Source organism: Brevundimonas sp., from assembly GCF_046299595.1.
GTDB lineage: Bacteria > Pseudomonadota > Alphaproteobacteria > Caulobacterales > Caulobacteraceae > Brevundimonas.
On record NZ_JBKBHQ010000001.1, the window covers coordinates 70,073 to 89,208 of the forward strand.

Consider the following 19,136-nt stretch of genomic DNA (forward strand, 5'->3'; position numbering starts at 1 on the left):
GCCGATTTGCCGGTCAACAAGCCCGCACGGCTTTGGAGACCCGATTTGTTCAAGCGCCACTTCTTTGCACTTGCCGCCGTCGCTCTGGTTGCGGTGATGGCTGTCGCGGGCATCCTGCGGCTGGCGCTGGCTGATGACAGCGGCGGGCAGGGACGCGGGGGTCCGGGCGGGCCGGGTGGTCGCGGCGGCGGCGGTCAGGCCGTGTCCGTGGCCGTCGTCGAGGCGCGCGGCTTTTCCGATACGCTCGATGTGCTGGGCGTGGCGCGTGGTCGCCGCTCGGTCAATGTGACATCCAACACTTCGGAACTGGTCACGCGGGTGCTGTTTCGTGACGGCCAGAGCGTGCGTGCCGGACAGGCGCTGGTGGAGCTTCAGGCGCGCGAGCAGGATGCCGGCCTGATCGAGGCTCAGGCGCGTCTGGCCCAGGCCGAGCGCGACTGGCAGCGCTGGCAGGAGCTGGCCGATCGCGGCATCGCGCCCCGGGTCAATGCCGAGCAGGCCCGCACCGCCTACGAGACCGCGCAGGCGGGTGTGAGAGCCGCCCAGGCCCGCGTCGGCGACCGCGTGATCCGTGCGCCCTTCGCTGGCGTGGTGGGTCTGTCCGATGTGCAGCCCGGCACGCTGATCTCGCCCGGAACCGTGGTGGCGACGCTTGATGATCTCAGCGTGATCCGCGTCGATTTTCCCGTACCCGAGCGGTTCCTGTCCTCGATCAGCAACGGCCAGCCTGTGCGTGCACGCCCGGACGCCCTCGACGGCGTGGAAGTGAGCGGGCGCATTGCCACCCTCGATACCCGGATCAACGAGCAGACCCGCGCGGTCACGGCCCGAGCCGAGTTTCCGAACCCCGGCGGCCGGATCAGGCCGGGCATGATGATGCGCGTCTCCATCGTGCGCGGCGAGCGCAGCAGCCTGTCGTTGCCCGAGACGGCCATACTGTTCCAGGGCGGCGACGCCTTCGTCTATCGCATCATCGAGCGCGAGGGGCAGAGTTCAGCCCAGCGGGTGCAGGTCACCATCGGGGTCAACGAGGGCGGGCGCGTGGAGATTCTTTCTGGCCTAGATGCCAATGATCGCGTTGTGGCGACGGGGCTCAATCGCATCCAGCCCGGCTCACCGGTTCAGCCCCTCGACCGTCAGGCCGCCCAGGGCGGGCGTCCGGGTGCAGGCGGCAACGCCAGCGTTCGCGGCAACGCCGGGCAGTCCGCGCCATGATGCTTTCCGATCTTGCTGTCCGCCGCCCGGTCTTTGCGGCCGTGGGCGCCATCGTGCTGTGCGTGATCGGCATGGCGGCATTCTTTTTCTTGCCCGTGCGCGAGCTGCCGAATGTGGACCCGCCGGTCGTCTCCATCAGCACCACCTACACCGGTGCCTCCGCCGAGGTGATCGAGAACCGCATCACCGAACCGATCGAACAGCAGATCGCTGGCATTCAGGGGGTGGAGCGCATCACTTCGGCCTCGCGCGATGGCCGCTCTCAGGTGACGATCCAGTTCTCGCTCGACCGTGATCTCGACGCCGCCGCCAACGATGTGCGTGACCGGGTCTCGCGCGTGCTGCGCGCCCTGCCGGCCCAGGCCGATCCGCCCGTGGTGGCCAAGGCCGACGCCGATGCCTCGCCGATCATGATCCTGTTCCTGCGCTCCTCGGAGATGAACCGTCTGGAGCTGACCGACTATGCCGAACGCTTCCTCAACGAGCGTTTCACCACGGTGCCGGGTGTGGCGGCCATCCAGATCTATGGCGAGCAGCGCTATGCCATGCGCATCTGGCTCGACTCGGCAGAGCTGGCCTCGCGCGGCCTGACGGTCACGGATGTCGAGACGGCCCTGACCAGCCAGAACATCGAGCTTCCCGCAGGCAGCCTGGAGTCGACCAGCACCGACTATGTGATCCGGGTGGCGCGCAACTACGCCACCGCTGAGGAGTTCGCCAATCTTCCCATCACTCGCGCCGGTGCCATTGCAGGCACGGGCCTGACCGGCACGGCGCAGTCCGCTGCCTATGTGACGCGCCTCGGGGATGTTGCGCGCATTGTCGAGGCCGCCGTCGATGACCGGCGCCTGTTCCGGGGCAACGGCCTCGACCAGATCGGTCTGGCCATCACGCGCCAGAGCCAGTCGAACGATCTGGCCATCTCGGAAGGGGTGCGCGCGGTCCTTGCCGATGTTCAGGACACGCTTCCCGCAGGCACCGAGCTGGTCATCGGCACCGACAACTCGCAGTTCACGGCCGAGGCCATCCGCGAGGTGTGGATCACCATCGGTATCGCGCTGGTGCTCGTGGCCATAGTCAACTTCCTGTTCCTGGGCACCATCCGCGCGGCCTTCATTCCGTCGATCGTGGCACCGATCTGTCTGCTTTCGACCTTCATCGTGCTGGCCCCGCTGGGCTTCTCGCTCAATCTCCTGACCCTGCTGGCGCTGGTGCTGGCCATCGGTCTGGTCGTGGATGACGCCATCGTCGTCACCGAGAACATCCAGAGGCGCATCGACCATGGCGAGCCGCCGCTGGTTGCGGCCGAGCGCGGCGCACGTCAGGTGTTCTTCGCCGTCGTTGCCACCACCATTGTGCTGATTGCGGTGTTTGCCCCGCTGATGTTCCTGCCCGGCTATGTGGGCCGACTGTTCGTCGAGCTGGCCGTGGCCATTTCCGCAGCCGTAGCCTTCTCGTCGTTCCTCGCGCTCAGCCTGTCGCCCATGCTGGCATCCAAGATCCTGCGCCCGGCCAGCGGCGGGGGTTTCATGGCGCGCCGTGTCGATGCGGGCCTTGGCGCGCTCAGGGATTCCTATCGCAGCACGCTGGAGAGCATCATCGGGCGCAAGGCTGCGGCCCTTGGCGTCGGCGCGCTGGTGCTGGCGGTGGGCCTTGGCGCCTTCCTGATGTTCCGGGCCCTGCCCAGCGAGCTGGTGCCGCCGGAGGATCGCGGGCGGGTCATGCTGCGCATTCAGGGGCCTGAGGGTGCGGGCTTTGACTATACGCGCAACATCATGCTGGGCCTCGAGCCCATACTTGCCGAATATGCCGAGGCGGGCGAGGCCGAGTTCTACATGGTCTCCAGCCCCGGCTTTGGTGGCGGCACCTTCAACAGCGGCAACGGCATTCTGGCGCTGACGCCTCTGGACCAACGCACGCGCTCGGCGGACGAGATCGCACAGGATCTGAACCGGCGACTGCGCAACCAGACAGATGCCCAGGTCAATGCCAGCGTGCCCCAAGGCTTCCAGATGCGCGGCGGTGGCGGCGGTGGCGGCATCGAGCTGGTGGTCACGGGCAGCGAGTACAGCGACATCTACAACTGGCTCCAGCCGGTTCTGGCCGCGGCTCTCGAGAACCCCAACCTGTCGCGACCGCGCCTGAACTACGAGCCCAACGCGCCGCGCCTGCTGGTGGATGTCGATCCCGAGAAAGCCGCAGCACTGGGGGTCTCCTCACAGGATGTGGGGCGCACGCTCGAGACCATGTTCGGGTCGCGACGGGCCACGACCTATATCCGCGGCGGGCGTGAGTACGACGTCATCCTTCAGACCGACCGGGCGAACCGGGCCAGCGTGGCCGACCTCGAGACGCTGTATGTGCGCGCGGGCACGGGCGCCAATGTGCCTCTGGCCTCGGTCGTCGAGACCCAGACCAGCGGCGACACGCCCGACCGCCGCCGCGTGGATCGCCAGCGCGCCATCTCGCTCCAGGCCGACATCGGCGCGGGCTACACCCTCGTTCAGGCCATGGAGTTCTTCGAAGGCGTGATCGAGCAGCAGCCGCAGGGCGTCGTGGTCACCCAGTGGGGCGGGGCGGCGCGCAACCAGCAGGAGGCGGGCGCCTCGGTGGCCATTGCTTTCGGCCTTGCGCTGCTTCTGGTGTTTCTGGTGCTGGCAGCCCAGTTCGAGAGCTGGATCAGCCCGGCAGTCATCATGCTGACCGTGCCTCTGGCGGCTGCAGGTGGCCTGTTCGGCCTGGTGATGGCGGGCTCCAGCCTGAACATCTACAGCCAGATCGGGCTGATCATCCTGATCGGTGTGGCGGCCAAGAACGGCATCCTGATCGTCGAGTTCGCCAACCAGCTTCGCGATCAGGGACGCAGCGTGCGCGATGCCATCATCGAATCGGCGTCCTTGCGCCTGCGTCCGATCATCATGACCTCCATCGCCACTGCCTTTGGTGCCCTGCCGCTGGTGCTGTGGCAGGGGGCAGGCGCGGGCAGCCGCCAGACCATCGGCGTGGTGATCTTTGGAGGGGCGCTGTTCGCCACCTTGCTGACGCTGTTCGTGGTGCCGGTGATCTATGCGCTGGTGGCCCGCTATACCCGCTCGCCCGAGTATACGGCACGCAAGATCGCCGAGTGGGAAGCGCAGGAAGTCACTGCGAACGACACGGTGCCCCAGGCCGCCGAATAGGGCTTATGGAGCCGCTTCGGGCGAGGCAGGCTCCGCTTCGGGCGGGAAGCCTGTTTCCACCTTGAGGAAGGCGATCAGGTTGCGCCGGTCGGTCTCGTCGCGCACGCCGGCAAAGCTCATCTTGTTGCCGGGCAGGAAGCCGCGCGGATCGTTCAGCCACTGGTCCAGCCGCTCGGCATCCCAGACGAAACCGGCATCGCGCAGCGCAGGCGAATAGTTGTAGCGCTCATGGGTGCCGGCCTCGCGCCCGAACACCTGCCAGAGGTTCGGTCCGGTCATGTTCGCACCACCCTCGTTGAGCGTGTGACAGGCGCGGCAGCGCGCGAACACCCTGCGCCCCTCGGCCCAGTCTCCGGCATTGTAGGGAGCGGGCAGGGCCGCGATCAGCGCCGCGCGCTGAGCGTCGTCGAGCGAGGGTGGGGGTGAGGAAGTCCCCTGTTCCTGCGGCTGGCCGCAGGCCGTCAACAGGACAATCAGGCCAGCGGCAATGATTGTTGGTATGGTGCGCATGGGTCCCTCCGGTTCTGCCAGCCCTAGATCGCGCGTGTGTCATGCGCTCGCAAGGTGACGGATGCGCGCGCCTGTTCTGCCTCGTGACTGCGCATGCCATGCCCGGGCTGGCCATTCTGAGGCGTCTCGCCTATGAGCGGGGCAACGAGAGAGCCCGCATCCAAGCCGTCAATCGCGGGCCAGGAGGAGCGTCATGTCCCGTCACAAGCTGCGTACCCTGGGCGCGCGCGCCCTGTCGCCCGAAACGCTGATGATGGGCTACGGCTACGATCCGGCCCTGTCCGAAGGCTCGATCAAGACGCCGATTTTCCAGACCTCGACCTTCGTGTTCCGCTCGGCCGAGGATGGCAAGCGCTTCTTCGAGGTCGCCTATGGACTGCGCGAAAAGGAGCCCGAGGAGGCGTTGGGGCTGATCTATTCGCGCATCAACAATCCCAATCTGGAAATCCTTGAGGATCGCCTGTCGGTGTGGGACCGCGCCGAGCGTGCCCTGGTCTTTTCGAGCGGCATGGCGGCCATCTCGACCAGCATCCTGGCGCTGTGCAGGCCCGGCGAGCGCGTGCTCTACAGTGCGCCCGCCTATGGCGGCACCGAATACCTGTTCGACCGCATCCTCCCGCGCATGGGTGTCCGGGTCGAGAGCGTGGCCGCCAATGCCGGCACCGAGGCGCTGCGCATGGCCATTGCGCGCGCCAGCGACGAAGCACGCGCCGAGGGCGGACGCCTGGCTGTGGTCTATGTCGAGACCCCGGCCAATCCCACCAACGAAATGGTCGATATCAGGGCCGCGGCCGAAGCGGTGCGTGCGTGTGCGGGCGAGGCGCGCCCCGCGCTCGTGGTGGACAACACCTTCCTCGGCCCTCTGTGGCAGCGCCCGCTGCAACTGGGGGCCGATCTGGTCCTCTATTCGCTGACGAAATATGTGGGCGGGCACTCGGACCTGATCGCGGGCGGATGCATGGGCGGGGGCGAGATCATGGCGCGCATCGGCGAGATGCGCACCATCTGTGGCACCATGCCCGACCCGCACACGGCCTGGATGCTGCTGCGCAGTCTCGAGACCCTGCACCTGCGCATGGAGCGCTCGCAGGCCAACGCCGAGACGCTCATCTCCCGACTGCGCGAGCACCCCGGCGTAGAGGGCGTGCTGGTGGCCGGCGGGGCGAGCGAGGAACAGAAGGCGATCTTCGCGCGCCAGTGCAGCGGCATCGGCTCGACGTTCTCGATACGTGTGCGCGGCGGCGAGGCCGAGGCCTTTGCCGTGCTCAACGCCCTCAGGCTGTTCAAGCTGGCTGTCAGTCTGGGCGGCACCGAAAGCCTCGCCTCGCACCCGTCCAGCACCACCCATTCCGACTACAGCGCCGAGGCCAAGGCGCGCTGCGCCATCAGCGAGAACCTGATCCGGCTGTCAGTCGGTGTCGAGAATGTCGAGGATCTGTGGGCAGACCTTAGCCAGGCGCTGGCCCTGATCTGAGGGCGGTCGGGCTGGCCCCCGCCGCACCGCTGCCGGAGTTGCTCTGAGCTTTACAAGCTCCTTCCGATTTGCCCCCAATCTGAGGATTGAGGTGGCTATCAAGCGGGAGGGTGTGATGGACTGGTGGGCGTGGATGCTGATTATTGCAGGGTATTTCCTTGCCTTTGATATCCATAAGCGGGTTTGCCAGATGGATGATCGAATCAAGGAATACGAGCGTCAGTTCGAGGGGTACTACCGAGAACTTGTGGAGCTGAGGCGCGAGATTTATCGCCTCGAGCGGCGCCGATCCTCGCGTGAATAAGTATGCCAGCCCTGGTGCCGCAGTTGTCGCCAGACGGTGATTGCTTCGCCAGACGAGCGGTCGACATGCGCTGTATACCGCGAACATATAGCGAAACAGGTTCGGGACTATTCCGGGGAATTCGGTCGGAATTGTCCCGAACTGACCCGATTTGTTCCAAATCCAGCGCCTTTGGCAGAGCGCCGCAAACCCCTTGTCAGCCTTGGAAATGTGGTGCCGGTTGCAGGATTCGAACCCGCGACCTTCGGTTTACAAAACCGCTGCTCTACCAACTGAGCTAAACCGGCGCATGGGCTGGCGTGCTTATGAGGCGTTGCGCTAGATGCCGCAAGCGGCAATCGTGCCGCCGGGACCACAACCATGCCGACCTTTCTGTCAGGCCTGACGCCTGCTCATGTGCTGCCAGTGCTCATGCTGGTGGTGTCGAACATTTTCATGACCGTCGCATGGTACGGACACCTGAAGGTCGAGCACCGGGCCCTGTGGCTGATCGTGCTGGTCAGCTGGGGGATCGCGTTCTTCGAATACTGCCTCGCCGTTCCCGCCAACCGCATGGGCTATCAGGTCTACAGCGCCGCCGAACTCAAGACGATGCAGGAAGTTATCTCCCTGTCGGTGTTTGCCGTGTTTGCCGTGACCTGGCTGGGTGAGCGCCTGACGATCAACCACCTGATGGGTTTTTCGCTGATCGCGCTCGGAGCCTGGTTCGTGTTCAGGGGACCGATTCCGGTTCAGCCCGCAGGCATGTGAGCGGCGATCTTGTCGGCCAGGGCGCGCAGCTCCTCCGTATCGGCCATGGGTGCGTGTCCGTGGCCCTTCAGGGGCCGGTCCGCCCAGCGCGGCACGACATGGAAATGCAGGTGAAAGATCGTCTGCCCGCCCGCATCGCCATTGTACTGGAAGATGGAAATGCCGTCCGGTGACAGTGCCGCATTCACCCCGATGGCCACGCGGCGGCTGACCTCGATCAGATGGGCGAGGGTCTCGGGCTCGATCTCGAGGATGTTTCGCGCCCGGCCCTGTCTCGGAATGATCAGCACATGGCCCGGCGACTGGGGGAAGACGTCCATGAGCGCCACGGCGTGCTCGTCCTCGAACACGCGCACCGAGGGCAGTTCGTCACGCAGGATGCGCGCGAAGATGTTGTTCGGGTCATAGTCGCCGCGCAGGCTCATGATCGTCTCCGGTCTGTGGCGCTGCCCGCCATCATGGCCCACGGCGCGCAGTGAAATCCAGCGCCTGATGCTGTCATGCCGAGCGAAAGGGCAGGTGCTCGCGCTCGATCATCGCCTTGGTGCGGGCCATCAGGCGGCGCTCCTGGCGTACGCGCTCGGCCACGGGCGCGCGCAGGGCCTCATCGGCGATGTAGTGTGCGGACCATGTGTATTCCGGGCGATAGCCGCGCGCGATCTTGTGCTCGCCCTGCGCTCCGGCCTCAACGCGCGCGAGGCGCTCATCGATGGCGATGTCCATGGCCTGATAGTAGCAAAGCTCGAAGTGCAGGAAGGGCCGCTCGATCAGCGTGCCCCAGTAGCGCCCGAACAGGGCATCGCCACCGCGCAGGTTGAGGGCGCCGGCCACCGCCCGCTCCCCCTCGAAGGCCATGACCAGCACGATCTGATCGGCCATGGTCTCGCCGAGCAGCGAGAAGAAGGTCCGGTTGAAATAGGGCTCGCCCCACTTGCGCTCGCCGGTGTCGAGATAGAAGTCGAAGAAGGCGTCCCAGTGCGCCTCGCGGATGTCGGAGCCGCTCAGGCGCTGGATCGTCAGACCCTGACAGGCCTCGCGCCGTTCGCGCCGGATGGATTTGCGCCGTGACGACGACAGCTCGCCGAGAAACGCATCGAAGCTGTCGTATCCGGGATTGCGCCACCAGTACTGAAGCTGGGCGCGGTCGATCAGGCCCGCCTCGCGCATGACGGCCTGATCCTCCGGGGTGGCAAAGTTCACATGCAGCGATGAGACCTGCAGGCGTGAGGCAAAGCTGACGGCGGCCTCGACCAGACTGCGCCGCGTGTTCTCCGGTGCGTCTGGCGCACACAGCAGGCGCGGTCCAGTGACGGGCGTGAAGGGCACCGCGCCCAGAAGCTTTGGGTAATAGGCCCCGCCCGCGCGCTCGTAGGCCTCGGCCCAGGCGAAGTCGAACACGTATTCGCCCGCGCTGTGATGCTTCAGATAGAGCGGCATGGCCCCGATCAGGGCCTCGGTCTCGTCGTGCAGGCTGAGGTGACAGGGCTGCCATCCGGTCGCGGGCGACGCACAGCCCGATACCTCGCATGCCTTGAGAAAGTCGTATGAAAGAAATGGATTACCGGCAGGATTTGACAGTCTGTCCCAGCTTGACCTGTCGAGCGCAGACAGTGCGGGGTTCAGCCTCGCTGTCCATCCTCCGGCACTGTCGTTCACTTGACCTCGACGATCGCGTCCACTTCGACGGCAAAGCCCAGGGGCAGGCGATAGACGCCGACGGCCGAGCGGGCATGGCGTCCAGCGTCGCCGAACACGTCGACCATCAGGTCCGAGCAACCATTGACGACCTTGGGAATGTCAATGAAGTCGGGTCCGGCCTGCACGAAGCCGCCCAGCTTGACCACGCGCACCACGCGCGACAGGTCGCCGTCCAGCGCCGCCTTCATCTGGGCCAGCAGATTGATGCCGCACAGGCGTGCGCCCGCAACGGCCTGCTCCAGGCTCACGTCCTCGCCCACCGTGCCCTTGAGCCCGCCCGAGGCATCGTTGGAAAGCTGACCTGCGATGTGCAGCAGGTTGCCCGAGCGCACGAAGGGAACGTAGTTGGCCACGGCGGCGGCGGCTTCGGGCAGGGTGATGCCGAGTTCGGCAATGCGGGCGTCGATGCTCATGAGCGATGGATCCTGAAGGCTGTGGGTCAGTCCTGTTTCCTAGCGGGACGCGGGCGCGGCTTCAATGCGCGACCGGCCTGAACGGCATCGAGGCCAAAGCGGCCACGCAGAGAATCGATGGCGCGCTCTGTGCGCAGGGCACGCCCCTCGCCCTGATCGAACAGGGAGGCGGGCACGGCTTCGGCGTCGACGAGGTTGGCAAGACCAATTCCGATCAGACGATAGCGGCGGGCGGCGGGTTCGGCATCAAGCAGGGCGCGGGCATGGGCGAACAGGCTTCGGGCGGTCTGAATGGGCTCGGGCAGGGTCACGCGCCGGGTGAGCAGGCGAAAGTCGCTAGTGCGCAGCTTGAGTATGGCGACCTGACCGGCCACGCCCTCACGGCGCGCGCGCATGGCCAGCTTTTCGCACAGGGGCCAAAGCTCTGCCCTCAAGGCTTCGATATCGCTAAGGTCTTCGTTGAAGGTGGTTTCCGCGCTCATGCCCTTGCGATCACGCTCCGGGTTCACGCGCCTGGCGTCACGCGCGTGGGCCAGTTCATGCAGGCGCAGCCCCCATTCGCCATAGGCCGTCACCAGGGTCTTGAGGTCGGCGGCGGCCAGATCGCCAATGCTGGGATAGCCGTCCGAGTGAAGCTGGCGCGCCATGACAGTGCCGACCCCCGGCAGGATCGATACGGGGCGAGGGGCGAGAAATCCCACAGCCTCCGCCGCGCCGATGACCTGAAAACCGCGCGGCTTGTCGAGGTCGGAAGCGATCTTGGCCAGGAAGCGATTGGGTGCGAGGCCGATGGAGACGGTCACGCCCACCTCGCGCTCGATCTCGGCCTGCAGCCTGACCAATTGCAGGGCAGGCGGGCCACCGTTGAGGCGCTCGGTGCCCGACAGGTCGGCCCAGGCCTCGTCCAGCGACAAGGTCTGGATCAGGGGCGTCAGGGCGGCGAGCCGGCCCAGAATCTGATCGCTGGCCTGCTTGTAGCGGCGAAAATCGGGCGCGATGACCACGGCGTCGGGGCACAGCTTGCGCGCCTTGAACATTGGCATGGCCGAGCGCACCCCGTGCTGGCGGGCTATGTAGCAGGCGGTCGAAACGACACCGCGCACCCCGCCGCCCACGATCACCGGCTGATCGCGCAGCTCTGGCCGGTCGCGCTTTTCCACCGAGGCATAGAAGGCGTCGCAGTCGAGGTGCGCGATGCACAAGGTGCCCAGTTCCTCGTGATTGACCACGCGCACCGAGCCGCAGGCATCGCAGCGCGAGCGCGCGCTGTCGCCGGGCTGTAGGCAATCGCGGCAGAGGCTCTTGACAGGGCTCACGACAGAACGGGGCAGGGGCTGATGCCGGCTTCACGCCAACTTAAGAATGTGAGGGCCATAGTGCGCTCTCAACGCGACGGGCAACAGTCGTGGGCGGGCAATGCCGCCGGGACAAGAGCGGACGGTTCGGTTGATGATGGCCAAGAAAGTCCTGATCGTCGAGGACAACGAGCTGAACATGAAGCTGTTTCATGATCTGCTCGATTCGCAGGGCTACGAGACTCTGCAGACCCGCGAGGGTCTGCAGGCACTCTCGCTGGCGCGCCAGCACCGGCCAGACCTGATCCTCATGGACATCCAGCTGCCTGAAATCTCGGGCCTCGAAGTCACCAAGTGGCTCAAGGAAGACGAGGAACTGGCCCACATTCCCGTGGTGGCCGTCACGGCCTTTGCCATGAAGGGCGACGAGGAACGCATCCGCCAGGGGGGCTGTGAGGCCTATATCTCCAAGCCGATCTCGATCACCCATTTCCTCGACACCGTGCGAAAGCACCTGAACTGAGGGCAGGGCGATGACCGCGCGTATTCTTGTGGTCGATGACGTGGAAGCCAACGTCCGCCTGCTGGAAGCCAAGCTGACGGCAGAATATTACGACGTGATCAGCTGTCACGACGGTGCCACGGCATTGGAGCTGGCCGCCTCCGAACAGCCCGACATCGTGCTGCTCGATGTGATGATGCCGGGCATGGACGGGTTCGAGACCTGCCGTCGCCTGAAGGCCGATGCGCTGACCAGGCACATTCCCGTGGTGCTGGTCACGGCGCTGGACGGGCGCGATGATCGCATCCAGGGGCTCGATGCGGGCGCCGACGACTTTCTGACCAAGCCGCTGGATGACGTGATCATGTTCGCGAGGGTGCGCTCGCTCACCCGCCTCAAGCTGGTGATCGACGAGCTGCGCGAGCGTGAGGAATCCGGGCGCAGGCTGGGGCTGAACGAGACCAGTTCCAAGATGCGCGGCGCCGGTGGCCGCGTGCTCATCGTCGACGACAACGCGCGGCAGGCTGCCCGCATCGCCGAAGTTCTGGGCAGCGAGCACCGCCCTCTGATCGAAAGCGATCCCGAGAGTGCCATGCTCACCGCACGCGGGCCGGTCGATCTGGTGGTGCTCAATGCGCGCGCCGAGGGTTTTGACGGGCTTCGTCTGGCGGCCCAGCTGCGATCCGGCGAGGCGACGCGCCATCTGCCGCTGGTTGCCGTGGTCGATCCCGATGATCGCCAGCGTCTGCTCAAGGCGCTGGAGATCGGCGTTAATGACGTGCTGTCCCGCCCCATCGATACCGAGGAATTGGCGGCCCGCGCGCGTACCCAGATCAGGCGCAAGCGCTATTCGGATTTCCTGCGCGATCGCCTCGATCATCGCATGGAGCTGGCCGTCACCGATCCTCTGACGGGGCTGCACAACCGTCGCTATATGTCGGGCCAGCTGCTGGCCCTGATGCGGCGCGCGGCGCGCGGTGGCGAGCCTGTGGCCGTGCTGGCTTTCGACATCGATCACTTCAAGGCCATCAACGATACCTTCGGGCACGACGCTGGCGACGAGGTGCTGCGTGAGTTCGCCGTGCGGATCGCCACCAATGTTCGCGCCATCGATCTGCCGTGCCGCACGGGCGGGGAGGAGTTCGTGGTGGTGATGCCGGCCACGGGCATGGAAGCGGCGCAGCGGATCGCCGAGCGCATTCGCCTTCACGCGTCAGGCACGCCTTACCGTGTCTATGGCGGGCGCGAGCTGCTGGACGTGACGATCTCGATCGGGGTGGCGGTGTCGGGCGACCGGAATGATACGCCCGAGGCTCTGCTCAAGCGCGCCGACGAGGGCCTTTACGAGGCCAAGCAGACAGGTCGAAACCGGGTCGTCGCACGCGCGGCCTGAACCCTTCCGCTGTCAGGCCCCCGACTCGTGTCGCGCGGCCATAGAAAAAGCGCCCTGACCGCATGGCAGGGCGCTTTTCATCCTGTCAGGCAGGAAAGGCTTACTTGATCTTGCCTTCCTTGAACTCGACGTGCTTGCGCACGACGGGGTCGTATTTGCGCATGACGAGCTTTTCGGTCTGGGTGCGGGCGTTCTTCTTCGTGACGTAGAAGAAGCCGGTATCCGCCGTCGAGTTGAGGCGGATCTTGATGGATGCGGGCTTTGCCATCGTCTTGTTACCTTGAGCGGGGGGCCGCTCATGGAAAAGCAGCCGCCGAAATCGGGAGCGCGGAACATACTCAGGACGGCTGCGAAGTCAACCGTCAGCGGGCGCGCGGGGTTCGGAGGCGAGGCTGATGACTATTCCCAGCCGGTCGCGGCCGCCTGCATGGCTGCTTGATTGACCGGGCGGGCGACCAGTCCGCTCTGGGTGATCCAGACCTCGTAGCGCGCGCCATTGGCCATGGGCATATAGGCCCCGCTGCCATAGAGCGTGTCCACCACCGGCGCGTGGCGACCATATTCCTGGGCCAGCTGCCACAGGTCGATGCGGCTTTGGCTCTCGGGGCGAAGGTCGTGCACGCTGCGCTCGGCGCTGATCTCGTTGCTCACGTCGGCATAGCGCCCGGAAAGGCGTTCGAGCTGATACTGGCTGTCGAGGCCCAGCACATTGGCCCACGGCTTCCAGCGCAGCACGCGCGCCTCGATGCGCCAGTGATCTCCATGCAGCGGATAGACCCGGGACACACCCTCGGGCGCCTGGTCGCTGGGCGGCTGGGTGAGCGTGACGTCATAGTGCCGGGTGCCGCGCTGGACGACGTCGAGGGTTGCGATGGGCCGCTCGAAGCTGAGGCGGTTGTAGGTCTGTATATCGAGGCCGACCATGGCCAAGGCAAAGGCGACAGCGCCGAACAGGGCACCGAAAATCACGCCGCGCCCGCCCTTGCCGGGGCGTCCGCGGAAGATCCATCCCAGCCCGCCCAGCAGAAGCACGGCGGCGAGAACGGCCACCACGCCCGGAATGATCCACCACCACCAGACCATAACGCCACCCCCACAGTTACGCTTAAGACACGCTTTACTACGCCGCTATGACCCTGACCTACAAGGGTTTCGCTTTCAAGGCGAATAAAAGCTCACCTCGCGGCAACCCAGGGTGGGCGGGCAAACTTGATCGCGCGGGAGCACCCTTTATGGTCGCCTTCCATGACAAGATATGCATTCAGAACCGCCATCGTCCCTGCCACTGCCATGCTTATGGCCCTTTCGGCCTGCCAGCAGCCCGCCGAAACCGGGCACGCGACGCAGAACGCGCAGGACCAGTTCTTCTCAAACCTGTCCGAGCTGTGCGGCCAGCGTTTCGTGGGCCAGGTCGTCACCGATGATCCCGTCGATGATGACTTCCGCAACAGCCGCCTGCTGATGCATGTGCGCGACTGCTCGGACGATGAAATCCGCATTCCCTTCTGGGTTGGCGATGACCGCTCGCGCACCTGGGTCATCACCCGCACCGACACGGGACTGCGCCTCAAGCACGATCACCGCGATCCCGACGGCACCGCTCACACCCTGCACTGGTATGGCGGGGACACGGCCAGTGAGGGCACGATTACCCGTCAGGAGTTCCCGGTCGATCAGGAATCGATCGATCTGTTCAATGCCAATGACCGGGCCGTCTCGACCACCAACGTCTGGGCCGTCGAGGTCAATCCGGGCGATACCTATGTCTATGAGCTGGCGCGCGAGAACCGCCTGCTGCGGGTGGCCTTCGACCTGACCAACCCCGTAAGCGAATAGGCCTAGAGCGGCTCGATCCGGTGGCGGCCCGCCTGCCAGCGCACGAAGGGCACGGGCCGGTCAGGTGAAGCCAGACGCGCCTCCACCTCGCCCAGCACAAAGCGGGTGATGGCAGGCAGGTCGAGCTTGCGCGCCTCATCCAGCGGTATCCAGGCCACGTCCTCCAGCTCGCTGGAGGGCGCACGCCTGTCTCGTGCCAGCAGGGCATCGGCATCGGCCATGAAGAAGCGCGCATCGAAGCGGCGTGTGCGCCCCGGCGGCGTGATCGCGCGGGCGATGAAGCGCAGGGCGCCAAGGTCAGGCGCGCAGCCGGCCTCGTAGAAGCCGTCCCAGCCGCGCGGACTGGGCCGGGACGGGGCAGGGCGTGCAAGCCTGTGCCCCGTTTCCTCGAAGGTCTCGCGGACCGCCGCCATGGCCAGGGCGCGGGCGCGGCGCGGTGCGAGCGCGAGCCTCGACAGGCACGCAGGTGACAAGGTGCCTTCAGCCGGTGCGGTGAAATCCGTGCGCTCCAGCCGCCCACCGGGAAACACCCACTTGGAGGCCATGAAGGCCAGCCCGGCCGCCCTTCGCCCCATCAGCACCGCAGGCTGAGCCTGCCTGTTCACCACGATCAGGGTGGCGGCATCGCGCGGGCGCATGCGGCTGGCCTGATGGGGAGCGTCGGCCAGATCCTGTGCGCTGTCGAACGGCGTGCTCATCAGCCCTTGCGACGCTTGCTGCCGGGCTTGGCAGCCCTGCCGCCCTTGCCGCCGCCCGAGCCGGAGCGGGGACCAGAGCGGGGGCCGCGGTCCCGCACGCCAAGACGCGGGCGCTGGGCATTGGGGTCGGCCGGTTCGGGCTCGCTCAGCATCTCGAACAGAAGCCCACCGGTGATCGGCGTGGCCTCGACCAGCCTGACTTCCACCTGTCGACCCAGCAGCCAGCGCTGGCCGCTGCGTTGGCCGACGAGAGCGTGGGCGCGGTCGTCGTGAATGAAATACTCCTGGCCCAGATGCGAGACCGGCACGAGGCCGTCGGCGCCGGTCTCGTCGAGGCGCACGAACAGGCCAAAGCGGGTCACGCCGGTGATCCGGCCTGCAAATGTGGCACCCACCCTGTCGGCGAGGAAGGCGGCGATATAGCGGTCGTTGGCGTCACGCTCGGCGGCCATGGAACGGCGCTCGGTGGCGGTGATGTGCTCGGCGATGCTGGTGATCTCGCTCGCCTCGCGGTCGCTCAGGCCATCATTGCCCAGCTTGAGTGCGCGGATCAGCGCCCGGTGCACGATCAGATCGGCATAGCGGCGGATCGGCGAGGTGAAGTGGGCGTAGCGGTCAAGGTTGAGGCCGAAGTGGCCGATGTTGTCGGGGCTGTAGTGCGCCTGCATCTGGGTGCGCAGCACCACCTCGTTGACGATCTCGCCGTGGGGGCCGTCGCGCGTCTCGTCCAGCAGGCGGTTGAAGCGCGCGGTGGTGGCGGGCTCGCCCTTGTTCCACTTCATGCCGATGGTGCCGAGGAAGTCGGCGATGTTGAAGATCTTCTCCTGGCTGGGCGCGTCGTGAACCCGGTAGATGAGCGGCGTGCGCTTCTGCTCCAGCGTCTCGGCGGCGCAGACATTGGCCTGCACCATCATCTCCTCGATCAGGCGGTGGGCCTCAAGGCTGCGGCGCGGCTCGATGGAGGTGACCTCGCCGTCCTCGTTCAGCCTGATCTTGCGCTCCTGGGTCTCGATGGCGAGCGGCGCACGCGCCTTCCGGCCCCTCAGCATCACCTCATAGGCGCGCCAGAGCGGCTTCAGGATCGTGTCGACGTGGGGGGCGGTGTGGGCATCGGCCTGGCCCTCGAAGCCGGCCTGGGCCTGCTCGTATGAGAGAGAGGCGTGCGAGCGCATCAGGCCGCGCATGAACCTGTGCCCGGTCTTGCGGCCGTTCCGGTCGAACACCATGCGCACGGCCATGCAGGCGCGATCCTCGCCCTCTTTCAGCGAGCACAGCCCGTTGGACAGATGCTCGGGCAGCATGGGCTCGACGCGATCGGGGAAGTAGGTCGAGTTGCCCTTGTCGCGCGCCTCGCGATCCAGCGCTGTCTGCGGTCGCACATAGGCGGCGACATCGGCAATGGCGACCCAGACGATCTGGCCGCCCTCGTTGGCGGGGTCCGTGTCCGGCTCGGCATAGACGGCATCGTCGTGATCGCGCGCATCGGCAGGGTCTATGGTGATGAGGGGCACGCGGCGCAGGTCTTCGCGCCCTTTCAAGGTGGGCAGTTCGGTGGCCCTGGCCTCCTCGATCACGGTGTCGGAGAAGCCGGTCGGAAGGCCGTGGCTGTGGATCGCGATCAGGGATGCGGCGCGCGGATGGTCCTCATGGCCCACCACCTCAAGGATCCGCGCGCGCTTGGGGCCATACCGGCTGTGAGAGCCGCTCGGCTCGACCAGCACCAGATCGCCTTCGCGTACCTTGTCGCCGTCATCGTCGGCGAGCAGGAATGACTCCCTCGACTTTCGGTCCACCGGCTCGATGCGCACTTCGCGGCGAGCCTTGCGGGCCACGCCGAGCACGCGGTGGGCGCTCTGTCCCAGCTTCTTGACCAGCCGGGCTTCCCATTCATCGCCCTCGCGCGAGAAGCGCACCAGCAGGCGATCGCCCAGTCCAGGTGCACCAGCCACTTTCTCGCGCTCGTCGGGCACCAGACGCACCAGCGGCGTACTAGCATCGCCCTTGACCAGCCGCACCCACATATCGCCGTCGCCGTCGCGCTCGGCCACGTCGGCAACGCCTACGGGCGGAAAGCTGTCGGGGGGCGCAAAGCCCTTGCGCCCGCGCTTGCCCAGCGCGCCTTCCGCCTCGAGCGACTTGAGCATGTCGCGCAGGTGGCGGCGCTCGGCACCCTTGAGCCCGAAGGCCCGCGCGATGTCTGCCTTCTCCGCCTCTCCGGCCTCCTTCATGAAGCGCAGCAGGGTCTCGCGATCCGGCAGGCCGGGTGAGGCGGGATGCTTGGAGGACGAAGCGTGCGGCGCGCGGGGGCGGCGGGGTCTGGCCATGGCTTCTCCTTATCCTGAACCCTGGCAGATCGAAACGCCTAAGGCGGCGCGTGGCTGCCAGAGGTTGCCCCCGGCATCGGTCCATGCGACCAGCAGCCAACGCTAGATCGCTGCTGCGGAGCAAGCCCATGACCCTGACCGATGCGCCCACGCTGATGCGCCCTGCCGACAGCCTGCTCGACATGATCGGGCGCACGCCCATGATCGAGGTGCGCGGGCTGGACACCGGCCCCTGCCGCCTGTTCCTGAAGCTGGAATCGAACAACCCCGGCGGCTCGATCAAGGACCGCATCGCCCTGTCGATGATCCGCGCCGCCGAGAGCGACGGGCGCCTCAAGCCCGGCGGCACAATCGTCGAGGCCACGGCGGGCAACACGGGTCTGGCGCTGGCGCTGGTGGGGCTTCAGAAGGGTTATCGCGTCCTGCTGGTCATTCCCGACAAGATGAGCCGCGAGAAGATCCAGCACCTGCGGGCCATGGGTGCCGATGTGCGCCTGACCCGCTCCGATGTGCCTCACGGACACCCCGAGTACTACACCGACATGGCCGAGCGCCTGGCCGCGCAGACGCCGGGCGGCTTCTACGTCAACCAGTTCGCCAACGATGCCAACTGGCAGGCGCACTACGACACGACTGGCCCCGAGATCTGGCAGCAGATGGGAGGGCGGGTCGATGCCTTCGTGGCCGGGATCGGCTCTGGCGGGACCATCACGGGGGTGGCGAAATACCTCAGGGAAGTCTCGCCCCAGACGCGCATCATTCTGGCCGACCCGGTCGGCTCGACCCTGGCGGGCATCGTCAACGAGGGACGGCCTGGCCCCGAGGGCAGCTACACGGTCGAGGGAATCGGTCAGAATTTCGTGCCCGAGACCGCCGACATGAGTCTCATCCACAAGGCCTATTCCATCCCCGACACCGAGGCCATCGCTGTGGTGCGCGAGCTGCTGCTGAAGGAGGGGGTGCTGGCGGGCTCCTCTTCAGGCACCCTGATCGGGGCGGCCCTGCGCTGGTGCCGCGAGCAGAGCGAGGAAAAGCACGTCGTGACCTTCGTGTGCGACACCGGGGCCAAGTACCTCTCCAAGGTCTACAACGACGCCTGGCTGACCGATCACGGTCTGAAAGAGCGCACCCTGCACGGCGACCTGTCGGACCTGATCACACGCAAATATGCCGATGGCGACGTGGTGACGGTCTCGCCCGCCGAGACGCTAGATAGCGCCTACAAGCGGATGCGCGGCGCCGATGTCTCGCAGCTGCCCGTGATCGACGACGGGCGTCTGGCGGGCATCATCGATGAAAGCGACATCGTGCGCGAGATGGACACCGACGCCATCAGCCGCGACGCGCGCTTCAAGCGCACGGTGGGTGAGGTCATGACGCGCGAGCTGGACACCGTGCAGGTGGGCGAAGCGCTCGACGCCCTGATCCCCCTGTTCGACCGCGATCGCGTGGCCATCGTGCTGGATGGCGAGGACTTCGTGGGTCTGATCACGCGCGTCGACCTCATCAACCATCTCAGCCTCAACCGGCAGGGGGCGTAAGCGG

17 protein-coding genes and 1 tRNA gene are annotated in these 19,136 nt (G+C 66.4%); 8 read left to right on the top strand and 10 right to left on the bottom strand.

Features of this window, described 5'->3' with window-relative positions; all coding sequences use genetic code 11:
- Positions 1-45 precede the first annotated feature (45 nt).
- A complete protein-coding gene (locus ACK4E3_RS00380) occupies positions 46-1,215 on the top strand; it encodes an efflux RND transporter periplasmic adaptor subunit (RefSeq protein ID WP_409694735.1) in 1,170 nt (389 codons plus the stop codon).
- Entirely contained in the window at positions 1,215-4,394 is a 3,180-nt protein-coding gene (locus ACK4E3_RS00385; protein WP_409700962.1) for an efflux RND transporter permease subunit, read from the top strand. The genes ACK4E3_RS00380 and ACK4E3_RS00385 overlap by 1 nt, the downstream gene beginning before the upstream one ends.
- Before the next feature lie 3 nt (positions 4,395-4,397).
- Here ACK4E3_RS00385 and ACK4E3_RS00390 read toward each other — a convergent pair whose 3' ends face one another.
- Complete coding sequence (locus ACK4E3_RS00390; protein WP_409694737.1) at positions 4,398-4,904, bottom strand: c-type cytochrome; 507 nt, start codon at positions 4,902-4,904, stop codon at positions 4,398-4,400.
- Positions 4,905-5,097: 193 nt separating this feature from the next.
- Between ACK4E3_RS00390 and ACK4E3_RS00395 the strand changes: the two genes are divergently transcribed.
- Entirely contained in the window at positions 5,098-6,378 is a 1,281-nt protein-coding gene (locus tag ACK4E3_RS00395) for a cystathionine gamma-synthase family protein (protein ID WP_409694739.1), read from the top strand.
- A 515-nt stretch (positions 6,379-6,893) separates the two neighbouring features.
- Here the strand turns inward: ACK4E3_RS00395 and ACK4E3_RS00400 are convergent.
- Positions 6,894-6,969, bottom strand: a tRNA-Thr gene (locus ACK4E3_RS00400).
- Between the two features lie 73 nt (positions 6,970-7,042).
- On the opposite strand from ACK4E3_RS00400, the gene ACK4E3_RS00405 reads away from it, so the two are divergent.
- Entirely contained in the window at positions 7,043-7,432 is a 390-nt protein-coding gene (locus ACK4E3_RS00405) for a DMT family protein (protein ID WP_409694741.1), read from the top strand.
- On the opposite strand, the gene ACK4E3_RS00410 is transcribed toward ACK4E3_RS00405, so the two are convergent.
- The 4 genes from ACK4E3_RS00410 to ACK4E3_RS00425 form a co-directional block, all read right to left on the bottom strand.
- Positions 7,414-7,857, bottom strand: a complete 444-nt coding sequence (locus ACK4E3_RS00410; protein WP_409694743.1) for an HIT family protein — start codon at positions 7,855-7,857, stop codon at positions 7,414-7,416. The genes ACK4E3_RS00405 and ACK4E3_RS00410 overlap by 19 nt on opposite strands.
- 73 nt (positions 7,858-7,930) lie before the next feature.
- Positions 7,931-9,088, bottom strand: a complete 1,158-nt coding sequence (locus tag ACK4E3_RS00415; protein ID WP_409694745.1) for a GNAT family N-acetyltransferase — start codon at positions 9,086-9,088, stop codon at positions 7,931-7,933.
- Complete coding sequence (locus ACK4E3_RS00420; protein ID WP_409694747.1) at positions 9,085-9,543, bottom strand: RidA family protein; 459 nt, start codon at positions 9,541-9,543, stop codon at positions 9,085-9,087. Before ACK4E3_RS00420 ends, ACK4E3_RS00415 begins: the two co-directional genes overlap by 4 nt.
- Before the next feature lie 26 nt (positions 9,544-9,569).
- Positions 9,570-10,859, bottom strand: coding sequence for a DNA polymerase IV (locus ACK4E3_RS00425; protein ID WP_409694749.1), 1,290 nt, complete (start codon positions 10,857-10,859; stop codon positions 9,570-9,572).
- 136 nt (positions 10,860-10,995) lie between these two features.
- Between ACK4E3_RS00425 and ACK4E3_RS00430 the strand changes: the two genes are divergently transcribed.
- Both ACK4E3_RS00430 and ACK4E3_RS00435 read left to right on the top strand, forming a co-directional pair.
- Positions 10,996-11,361, top strand: coding sequence for a response regulator (locus tag ACK4E3_RS00430; RefSeq protein ID WP_409700965.1), 366 nt, complete (start codon positions 10,996-10,998; stop codon positions 11,359-11,361).
- Between the two features lie 10 nt (positions 11,362-11,371).
- Positions 11,372-12,733, top strand: coding sequence for a PleD family two-component system response regulator (locus ACK4E3_RS00435; protein WP_409694751.1), 1,362 nt, complete (start codon positions 11,372-11,374; stop codon positions 12,731-12,733).
- 100 nt (positions 12,734-12,833) lie between these two features.
- Here ACK4E3_RS00435 and rpmG read toward each other — a convergent pair whose 3' ends face one another.
- Positions 12,834-13,001 carry a 50S ribosomal protein L33 gene (gene rpmG, locus ACK4E3_RS00440; protein WP_409694753.1) on the bottom strand — a complete coding sequence of 56 codons (168 nt, stop codon included), beginning with the start codon at positions 12,999-13,001 and terminating at the stop codon, positions 12,834-12,836.
- Positions 13,002-13,132: 131 nt separating this feature from the next.
- The gene (locus tag ACK4E3_RS00445; RefSeq protein WP_409694755.1) at positions 13,133-13,816 is read right to left on the bottom strand and encodes a hypothetical protein; all 684 of its coding nucleotides are present in this window, start codon (positions 13,814-13,816) and stop codon (positions 13,133-13,135) included.
- A gap of 162 nt (positions 13,817-13,978) precedes the next feature.
- Here ACK4E3_RS00445 and ACK4E3_RS00450 point away from each other — a divergent pair, with 162 nt between their 5' ends.
- Positions 13,979-14,569, top strand: a complete 591-nt coding sequence (locus tag ACK4E3_RS00450) for a hypothetical protein (protein ID WP_409694756.1) — start codon at positions 13,979-13,981, stop codon at positions 14,567-14,569.
- A 2-nt stretch (positions 14,570-14,571) separates the two neighbouring features.
- On the opposite strand, the gene ACK4E3_RS00455 is transcribed toward ACK4E3_RS00450, so the two are convergent.
- Both ACK4E3_RS00455 and rnr read right to left on the bottom strand, forming a co-directional pair.
- The gene (locus ACK4E3_RS00455; RefSeq protein ID WP_409694758.1) at positions 14,572-15,267 is read right to left on the bottom strand and encodes an NUDIX hydrolase; all 696 of its coding nucleotides are present in this window, start codon (positions 15,265-15,267) and stop codon (positions 14,572-14,574) included.
- A complete protein-coding gene (rnr, locus tag ACK4E3_RS00460; protein ID WP_409694760.1) occupies positions 15,267-17,591 on the bottom strand; it encodes a ribonuclease R in 2,325 nt (774 codons plus the stop codon). The genes ACK4E3_RS00455 and rnr overlap by 1 nt, the downstream gene beginning before the upstream one ends.
- A 128-nt stretch (positions 17,592-17,719) precedes the next feature.
- Between rnr and ACK4E3_RS00465 the strand changes: the two genes are divergently transcribed.
- Positions 17,720-19,132, top strand: coding sequence for a pyridoxal-phosphate dependent enzyme (locus tag ACK4E3_RS00465; protein WP_409694762.1), 1,413 nt, complete (start codon positions 17,720-17,722; stop codon positions 19,130-19,132).
- Positions 19,133-19,136 lie beyond the last annotated feature (4 nt).

Excerpts from the sequence above, each read along its gene's own strand:
- ACK4E3_RS00385 (WP_409700962.1), top strand. The coding sequence starts at position 1,215 with ATGCTTTCCGATCTTGCTGTCCGCCGCCCGGTCTTTGCGGCCGTGGGC.
- ACK4E3_RS00390 (WP_409694737.1), bottom strand. The coding sequence starts at position 4,904 with ATGCGCACCATACCAACAATCATTGCCGCTGGCCTGATTGTCCTGTTG.
- ACK4E3_RS00395 (WP_409694739.1), top strand. The coding sequence starts at position 5,098 with ATGTCCCGTCACAAGCTGCGTACCCTGGGCGCGCGCGCCCTGTCGCCC.
- ACK4E3_RS00405 (WP_409694741.1), top strand. The coding sequence starts at position 7,043 with ATGCCGACCTTTCTGTCAGGCCTGACGCCTGCTCATGTGCTGCCAGTG.
- ACK4E3_RS00410 (WP_409694743.1), bottom strand. The coding sequence starts at position 7,857 with ATGAGCCTGCGCGGCGACTATGACCCGAACAACATCTTCGCGCGCATC.
- ACK4E3_RS00420 (WP_409694747.1), bottom strand. The coding sequence starts at position 9,543 with ATGAGCATCGACGCCCGCATTGCCGAACTCGGCATCACCCTGCCCGAA.
- ACK4E3_RS00430 (WP_409700965.1), top strand. The coding sequence starts at position 10,996 with ATGGCCAAGAAAGTCCTGATCGTCGAGGACAACGAGCTGAACATGAAG.
- ACK4E3_RS00435 (WP_409694751.1), top strand. The coding sequence starts at position 11,372 with ATGACCGCGCGTATTCTTGTGGTCGATGACGTGGAAGCCAACGTCCGC.
- rpmG (WP_409694753.1), bottom strand. The coding sequence starts at position 13,001 with ATGGCAAAGCCCGCATCCATCAAGATCCGCCTCAACTCGACGGCGGAT.
- ACK4E3_RS00445 (WP_409694755.1), bottom strand. The coding sequence starts at position 13,816 with ATGGTCTGGTGGTGGTGGATCATTCCGGGCGTGGTGGCCGTTCTCGCC.
- ACK4E3_RS00450 (WP_409694756.1), top strand. The coding sequence starts at position 13,979 with ATGACAAGATATGCATTCAGAACCGCCATCGTCCCTGCCACTGCCATG.
- ACK4E3_RS00455 (WP_409694758.1), bottom strand. The coding sequence starts at position 15,267 with ATGAGCACGCCGTTCGACAGCGCACAGGATCTGGCCGACGCTCCCCAT.
- rnr (WP_409694760.1), bottom strand. The coding sequence starts at position 17,591 with ATGGCCAGACCCCGCCGCCCCCGCGCGCCGCACGCTTCGTCCTCCAAG.
- ACK4E3_RS00465 (WP_409694762.1), top strand. The coding sequence starts at position 17,720 with ATGACCCTGACCGATGCGCCCACGCTGATGCGCCCTGCCGACAGCCTG.